The organism is Nocardia sp. NPDC005978 (genome assembly GCF_040614455.1).
In the GTDB taxonomy this organism is placed as follows: Bacteria; Actinomycetota; Actinomycetes; order Mycobacteriales; family Mycobacteriaceae; genus Nocardia.
The window spans coordinates 24833-32805 of record NZ_JBEXUS010000092.1 but is presented as its reverse complement, the minus strand read 5'-3'; the positions used below and the strand labels follow the sequence as shown (position 1 = coordinate 32805).

Below are 7973 nucleotides of genomic sequence, written 5' to 3'. Positions count from 1 at the left end.
GCGCGGCCGCCGAGATCCGCGCACTGGCCGAGTCGCTCGGGATTCCGGTGGCCACCGAGATCGGCGGCCGGGGCATCGTCAGCGACGACCACGAACTGTCGGTCTCGCTGCCCACCGCGCACCGGCTGTGGTCGCGGGTGGATGTGGTGCTGGCCGTGGGCACTCGCCTGCGCCGGCCGTACGCCGAATGGGGTGTGGCGGGTCTGCGCATCATCCGGGTGGACGTGGACGAGCGGGAGATCCACCGCGTCGCGCCGCCGGAGGTGGCGCTGGTGGGTGATGCCGCGAGCATCGTGCGCGCGCTGGCGGACGGGCTGCCGCCCGCGGGTCCGGGGCGACCGCGCACCGACTGGACCGCCGCGGTCGCCGTCGCCAAAAGTGAAGTCGAGCAGGAGATCTCGACCCTGGTGCCGCAGGTCGACTACCTCGACGCCATGCGCGCCGCGCTACCGGACGACGGCTACTTCGTGGACGAGCTCACCCAGGTCGGCTACACCGCCCGGGTGGCCTTCCCGGTGCGCAGGCCCTCGACGTACATCTCCTCCACCTACCTCGGCGCACTGGGCTTCGGCTACGCCAGCGCGCTCGGGGTCAAGATCGCCCACCCGGAGCGGCCGGTGCTGTCCATCTCCGGGGACGGCGGATTCCTCTACACCGCCATGGAATTGGCGACCGCCGTGCAGCACGGCATCGGCGTGGTCGCCGTGGTCTTCAACGACAGCTCCTACGCCAACGTCGAACGCTCCCAGCGCAACTACATGAAGCGCGCGCTGGGCACCGACCTGCTCAACCCGGACTTCGCCGCGCTGGCCGAATCCTTCGGCGCGTACGGCGTGCTCGCCAACGATCCGCCGGACCTGCGCACCGAGATCGAGAAGGGCTTCACCCGCACCCGGATCCCGACGGTGATCGAGGTGCCCGTGGGCGACCTGCCGAATCCGTGGCCGTTCATCCGGCTGCCGAAAGTCCGGTGACGGCCCCCTCGCCGCTCGGCGCCCGCACCGGCGCCCCCTACCTCCCAGGAGACGAACCGTGTCCATAGATCCCAAGAACCCCCTGGCCTTTCGCGCGGCCCTGGCACACACCCGCACCCAGGAGATCGCCTACATCGCGCGCATCTGCCAGACGCACCCCGACGCACTGGATCTGAGCTTCGGGCAGTCGGATCTGCCCACCCCCGAGGTGGTGTGCCGCGCGGCCGAGCGCGCGATCGCCGAGGGCAAGACCACCTACGCCTACCGGCGGGGCGTGGAGCCGCTGCGCCAGGCGATTCTGGACTACCACCGTCAGACCCACAAGGTCGACCTCGATCCCGAGCGGCTCTCGGCCACGTCCTCGGGCATGACGAGCATCATGGTCTCGCTGCAGTGCCTGGTCGAACCCGGCGACAACGTCATCGTCGTGGCCCCGGTGTGGCCGAACGTGGTCATCGCCATCGAGGCCATGGGCGCGACAGTTCGCTTCGTACAGCTGGATTCGGACGACGACGTCTGGTCCCTGGACCTGGACAAGGTGGCCGCGGCCTGCGACGACCGCACCCGCGCGATCTTCGTGACCTCGCCGAGCAACCCCACCGGCTGGATCATGAGCGGCCCGCAGCAGCGCGAACTCCTGGACCTGGCACGGCAACTGGGCACCTGGGTGATCGCGGACGAGGTCTACGGCCGCATCGTCTACGACGGCTCCGAATCCACCCCGTCCTTCCTACAGGTCGCCGCCGACGACGATCCGCTGTTCGTGGTGCAGAGCTTCTCCAAGACCTGGTCCATGACGGGCTGGCGGCTGGGTTGGCTGATTCACCCCGCTGCCCTGGCGATTCAGGTCGGCAACCTCAGCGCCATCAACAGCACCGGGTCGGCCACCTTCGTCCAGCACGCCGGGGTCGCGGCCATTCGCGAGGGCGACGCCTTCCTGGCGCAGTTGCGCGAGCACTCCGCGGTGGGGCGGCGCATCGTGACCGCCGCGTTCGCGGGTGAGGATCGCATTGTGGCGCCGGAGGTTCCGGCGTCGTTCTTCTCGTTCTTCCGCATCGCCGGGGTGACCGACTCGCTGGCCTACGCCGAGGAACTGATCACGCGCGCCGGGGTCGGCATCGCGCCCGGCTCGGCGTTCGGGCCCGGCAACGACGGCTGGTTCCGGCTCTGCTTCGCCCAGGATCCGAAGCGGCTCGAGACCGCGCTGGACCGGCTGCTGTCCGCGATCTGATGGTCCGGCGGACTTACCTTTTCGATCGGTGCTGGAGGTTCCGGTGAGCAAGAGCACGCGCGGTGGCGCGTTCGACAAACCCCTGCCCGACGGGGTCGGGCGGGACACGCTCGGGGTGCGCGGCGGGCTCATGCGCTCGGGGTTCGAGGAGACCTCCGAGGCGCTGTTCCTGACCTCGAGCTTCGTTTTCCCGGACGCGGCCTCCGCCGAGGCCGCGCTGGCCGGGGAACTGGATCATTTCGTCTACTCGCGCTTCCGCAATCCGACCGTGGCGATGTTCGAGGAGCGGATTCGGCTGCTGGAGGGCGCGGAGGCCTGTTTCGCCACGGCCAGCGGCATGAGCGCGGTGTTCACCGCGCTCGGCGCGCTGCTGCGCGCGGGCGATCGCCTGGTGGCCGCGCGCGGGCTGTTCGGCTCGTGCTACGTGGTGTGCAACGAGATCCTGCCGCGCTGGGGCGTGGAGACGGTCTTCGTCGACGGTGAGGATCTCGCGCAGTGGGCGGAAGCACTGAGCGAGCCGGCCACCGCGGTGTTCTTCGAAACCCCCGCCAATCCCATGCAGTCGCTGGTCGACGTGGCGCGGGTGTGCGAGCTGGCGCACGCGGCCGGTGCGACGGTGGTGCTCGACAACGTGCTGGCTTCCCCGGTGCTGCAGCGCAGTTTCGATCTCGGCGCGGACGTGGTGGTGTATTCGGGCACCAAGCACATCGACGGGCAGGGCCGGGTGCTCGGCGGGGTGATCCTGGGCTCGAAGGAGTACATCGAGGGGCCGGTGAACACGCTCATGCGCAACACCGGACCGTCGCTGAGCCCGTTCAACGCCTGGGTCATGCTCAAGGGGCTGGAGACCATGTCGCTGCGCGTGAACCATTCCAGCGCTTCGGCATTGCGCATCGCGGAGTTCCTGGAGCGGCATCCGGCCGTGGCCCGGGTGCACTATCCGTATCTGCCCTCGCATCCGCAGTACGAGCTGGCGCGGGCGCAGATGAGCGCGGGCGGCACCGTGGTCACCTTCGAGCTCGCCGCGCCCGAGGCCGAGATCGCCAAGAAGCGGGCCTTCGCGGTGCTGGACGCGCTGCGGGTCATCGACATCTCGAACAACCTCGGCGACGCGAAAACCCTCGTCACGCATCCGGCGACGACCACACACCGTTCCATGGGCCCCGAGGGCCGCGCAGCGGCGGGCATCACCGACGGCGTGGTGCGGATCTCGGTCGGCCTGGAGAACGTCGAGGACCTGATCGCGGATCTGGAATCCGCCCTGAACTGTTGCGGCGCATGATGTTTCGCCGCACATGAACCAACGACCCCGGCGCGCCGCGCTTTCCGGCGGCCGCCACATCTCTACCAAGGAGTGAAACGAATGTCTTCCACAACTGACCCGGGATCCCTGGCCTCGATCACGAACGAGGAGATCATGGACAGTCACCTCGGCGGCAAGCTGACCGTCGAGCTGTCCACCGCGGTCGAGACCCAGCGCGATCTGTCCATCGCCTACTCCCCGGGTGTCGCGCAGGTCAGCCGGGCCATCGCGAAGGACCGGACGCTGTCCAAGACGCACACCTGGGCCGAGCGGCTGGTCGTGGTGGCCAGTGACGGCACCTCGGTGCTGGGCCTGGGCGATATCGGCGCCCTGGCCTCGCTGCCGGTGATGGAGGGCAAGGCCGCGCTGTTCAAGAAGTTCGCGGGCCTGAATTCGATTCCGCTGGTGTTCGACACGACCGACGTGGACGAGATCGTCGAGACACTGGTCCGGCTGCGCCCGAGCTACGGCGCCATCAACCTGGAGGACATCTCGGCGCCGCGCTGCTTCGAGATCGAACAGCGGCTCATCGAGGCGCTGGACTGCCCGGTCATGCACGACGACCAGCACGGCACCGCCATCGTGACGCTGGCCGCGCTCAACGGCGCGGCCAAGGTGCAGGGCCGCGACATCGCCGGGCTCAAGGTCGTGGTGTCCGGCGCGGGCGCGGCGGGTGTGGCGTGCAGCGACATCCTGCTGGCCTCGGGGGTGCGCGACATCATCGTGCTGGACTCCAAGGGCATCGTGAGCCGGGACCGCGCCGACCTGAACGAGGTCAAGGCCGACCTGGCCGCGCGCACCAACCCGCGCGACATCACCGGCGGCGCGGCCGAGGCCCTGGCCGGCGCGGACGTCTTCCTGGGTCTGTCGGCCGGTCTGATCGCCGAGGATCTCATCGCCACCATGGCTCCCGAGTGCATCGTGTTCGCCATGTCCAACCCGGATCCGGAGATCCACCCCGACGTCGCGGCCAAGTACGCGGCCATCGTGGCCACCGGGCGCAGCGACTTCCCGAATCAGATCAACAACGTGCTGGCCTTCCCCGGCGTGTTCAAGGGTGCGCTGGACGCGGGCGCGCGCCGGATCACCGAGGGCATGAAGATCGCGGCGGCCGACGCGATCCTGTCGGTCGTCGCGGACGAACTCGCGGTGGACAAGATCGTGCCCAGCCCGCTCGATCCGCGGGTGGCCCCGGCGGTCGCCGCGGCGGTGGCGGCCGCGGCCCGGGCCGAGGGCGCGGTCTGATCCGCCGCCGCACACCGTAATTCACGCGATACATCAGCGCCCGGTTCGTAACGGCCGGTCGCTGGTTTATCGGCGTATTTCCCTTTCTGAAACATGTTCTGAATATTGTTGGCGCGCAGTCCCTCTCGGATTGTGAGCGATCACAAAGCGGTGCTCGCGTTGCCGGATGACTCGCACAGGGGATGTTGCGAGTTCCGTTGCAGGGGTTTGAAACGTCGGTTAGCATGATCGCGGAACAAACGAGTTATGTTGTGGCAGAACTAAATTCGCAGGACTACGGCTGTTCATTCGCCGGAGTTCGTTTCGATTATCGCTGCGCAATTCAATAGATATGGGCCGGAGTTCGTTTCGAACTTCCGGTGATTTCCCATCGGCTGTGGGTGAAGAGCGGCCGATTAATTCGATATCCGTACGCGGATATTCGGATCGGTCTGCGCACGCACGACCGCGCTGCCCCGTTTCAGGCTCGAAAGCAATACGCCAGGAGGAACCACGTGGCTCTCACGATCAGATCGCTGCACCCGCTCTTCGTTGCCGAGGTGACCGGGGTGGACCTCGCCTTACCGCTGCCGGACGAGGTGTTCGCCGAGATACACGCGGCCTTCGATCGTTACGCGATCCTGGTCTTCCCCGGCCAGCCGCTGACCGACGAACAGCAGCTGGAGTTCAGCCGGCGCTTCGGGCCGCTGGAAACGGCCCCGAACTACGCCGGCAAGGCCCTGCGACTGCGCAACGAGTTCACCGACATCTCCAACCTCGACTACGAGGGCAAGATCCTGGATCCCAAGGACCGGCTGAACGGCTACAACTCGGGAAATCAGCTGTGGCACACCGATAGTTCGTTCAAGGTCCGGCGTGCCAAGTGCTCGCTGCTGTCCGCCCGGGAGCTGCCGCCCACCGGCGGCGAGACCCAGTACGCGGACATGCGCTCGGCCTACGACGCCTTGGCGCCGGACCGCCGGGCCGAACTCGCCGACCTGGTCGCCATGCACAGCATCGCCACCTCGCGCAGCAAGATCGGGTTCGACGGCTTCAACGACGACATCACCACGGCGCTGCCGCCGGTGCCCCAGCGCCTGGTCGATCACTACCCGGACTCCGGGCGCACCAGCCTCTACCTCGCCCACCACGCCTCGCACCTGCTGGGTATGCCGATCGAACAGGGCCGGGCGCTGCTCGAGGAACTCATCGAGTTCGCGACCCAGGAACGGTTCGTCTACACCCAGAACTGGCAGGTCGGCGATCTGGTGGTGTGGGACAACCGCGCCACCATGCATCGCGGCCGCCCCTACGATCTGACCCATCGCCGCGTGCTGCACCGCACCACCGTCTCCGATGTGCTGACCGCGTTCGAGGAGCGGGCCACGCCCGCGCAGCGAGCCGCGGTCGAAGCCGAAGCTCCCGAGCACGCCGCCAGGCAGGAGTCGGCCCGTGCGAGCAACTGATTCTTCCTCCGACTGTCCGGATTACCGTTCCGCCCCAGCGACTTTCACCCCCGCCGGGGATCTGGTGATGCCCGCGGCCGCGCGCCCGGTCATCATCGGCTGCGGTCACATGGGCCTGGCCATCGCCCGCGGCCTGCTCGGCGCCGCGCCCGATCGCCCCGTGGTCGCGGTCGAGACCAGCCCCGAGCGCCGCGCGGTGCTGGCGCAGTACCCCGGCCTCGAGGTCACCGCCGAATTGTCCATCGCCCCCGGCGATTTCCTGGTCCTCGCGGTGCCGCCGCAGGTGTTCGGCGAGTTCGCCGCCGCCCGGCGCCACCTGTTCGCCCCGGACACCCCCGTGCTCTCGGTGATGGCGGGCCTCAATGCCGCCACCATCGCCGCGGCCCTGGGCACCTCCCAGGTTGTGCGCTCGATCCCGAACACCCCCTCCGAGGTCTTCCAGGGCATGTCGGTCTACTACGCGGACGACGCGGTCTCCGCGGACACCGTCGCGCAGGCCGATCTGCTGCTGCGCGCCATCGGCAAGGCGCTGCGTGTGCAGGACGAGGAGTTGATCGACGACGCCACCGCGCTGTGCGGCGGCGGCCCGGCCTTCGTCAGCTACATCGTCGACGCCTTCTGTCAGTTCGCCGCCGCCCGCGGGTTCACCGAGGCCGCCGGACGCGAGATGGCCGTACAGGTCTTCGGCGGCACCGCGACCCTGATCGGGGAGAGCGACAAGCCCCCGATGCAGCTGTGCCGCGAGGTCATGACCCCGAACGGCACCACCGAACGCGGCATCGCCGCCTTCGAGGCCGCGGAGCTGAAGAACTCCGTGCTGGCGGCGCTGGCCGCCTCCGCACAGCGCTCCCGGGAGTTGGCCGCCGCCATGAGCGGAGCGGTCGATGCTTGAGAACCGTAGTGACGGCGCGGATTCCGCCACCGTCGTGGAGGTCCCGCCGACGGGTTACGAGGCCGTCTTCGACGGCGGCCACCGCTTCCGCCTGCTCGACCGGCCCGGGACGTTCCGGCTCAGCCGGGCCGGGCTGGCGCTGGGCAACCATCTGCGCGCCAACCTGCGCCCGGCGGAGATCGGCGGTCGCATCCTCGAGGTCGGCACCGGCAGCGGGGCCATCGCGCTGCTGCTGCGCGACATGGGCGCGACCTCGATCGCCGCCACCGATATCTGCGCCGCCGCCGTGGAGTCCGCGCGGCAGCACGAGGTGGCGAATTTCGGCGACTCGATCATCGACTTCGAACACTGTGATCTGTTCCCGCGCAACGACTCCGGGGAGAACGAGCGCTTCGATCTGATCGTCTTCAACCCGCCGGGCTGGCGGACGCCGCCGGGGCTGGCCGAATCCGGGCTCGCCGAGCTGGACGGCACCTTGAACCTGGACGCCATGTTCTACGGCGACAGCGTGGTGCTGCGCTTCCTGCAGCAGCTGCCGGACCATCTGACCGAGAACGGCCGGGCCGTCATCGGTTTGAACTCGCTCATCGGCATCGCCGACATCGCGGACCGGGCGGCCTCGGCGCATCGCGCCCGCACCGGCTCGGCCATCCACTCGCGCGTGCTCGAGAGCTGCGAATTCCCGCTCATGTTCTACACCGAGGAATGGGCGCGGGTGCGCGAGTTCCTGCTCACCGAGTTCGAGCGCGGCCGCAGGGAATACGCGGCCACCTACGTGACCAAGGGCGACACCATCCACTGGTTCTACGAGATCACCGAGGTCACCGTGGAACCGCTGGCCCTGTCCACCGCCGCGCCGCGGCACGAACCCCCCGTCGGGTAG

7 protein-coding genes are annotated in these 7973 nt (G+C 68.8%); all 7 read left to right on the top strand.

All coding sequences use genetic code 11. The features are described from left to right. Nucleotides 1-974, top strand: a 974-nt coding sequence (locus ABZ319_RS30740) for a thiamine pyrophosphate-dependent enzyme (protein ID WP_354990016.1), incomplete at its 5' end; no start/stop codon positions are given. 58 nt (nt 975-1032) lie between these two features. Beyond that, nucleotides 1033-2205, top strand: coding sequence for a pyridoxal phosphate-dependent aminotransferase (locus ABZ319_RS30735; RefSeq protein ID WP_354990015.1), 1173 nt, complete (start codon nt 1033-1035; stop codon nt 2203-2205). A 43-nt stretch (nt 2206-2248) separates the two neighbouring features. Then, a complete protein-coding gene (locus ABZ319_RS30730; protein ID WP_354990014.1) occupies nt 2249-3487 on the top strand; it encodes an O-succinylhomoserine sulfhydrylase in 1239 nt (412 codons plus the stop codon). 81 nt (nt 3488-3568) lie between these two features. Further along, a complete protein-coding gene (locus ABZ319_RS30725; RefSeq protein WP_354990013.1) occupies nt 3569-4753 on the top strand; it encodes an NADP-dependent malic enzyme in 1185 nt (394 codons plus the stop codon). Nucleotides 4754-5247: 494 nt separating this feature from the next. Next, nucleotides 5248-6198: a TauD/TfdA family dioxygenase gene (locus ABZ319_RS30720; RefSeq protein ID WP_354990012.1), complete on the top strand. Its 951-nt coding sequence runs from the start codon at nt 5248-5250 to the stop codon at nt 6196-6198. A 67-nt stretch (nt 6199-6265) separates the two neighbouring features. After that, the gene (locus ABZ319_RS30715; protein ID WP_354990011.1) at nt 6266-7090 is read left to right on the top strand and encodes a pyrroline-5-carboxylate reductase dimerization domain-containing protein; all 825 of its coding nucleotides are present in this window, start codon (nt 6266-6268) and stop codon (nt 7088-7090) included. Next, nucleotides 7083-7973 (top strand): class I SAM-dependent methyltransferase, encoded by an 891-nt coding sequence (locus ABZ319_RS30710; protein ID WP_354990010.1) that lies wholly within the window; start codon nt 7083-7085, stop codon nt 7971-7973. Before ABZ319_RS30715 ends, ABZ319_RS30710 begins: the two co-directional genes overlap by 8 nt.

What these genes read in the sequence shown, in the direction of transcription:
- ABZ319_RS30725 (WP_354990013.1), top strand. Translation starts at nt 3,569, where the DNA reads ATGTCTTCCACAACTGACCCGGGATCCCTGGCCTCGATCACGAACGAG.
- ABZ319_RS30715 (WP_354990011.1), top strand. Translation starts at nt 6,266, where the DNA reads ATGCCCGCGGCCGCGCGCCCGGTCATCATCGGCTGCGGTCACATGGGC.
- ABZ319_RS30710 (WP_354990010.1), top strand. Translation starts at nt 7,083, where the DNA reads ATGCTTGAGAACCGTAGTGACGGCGCGGATTCCGCCACCGTCGTGGAG.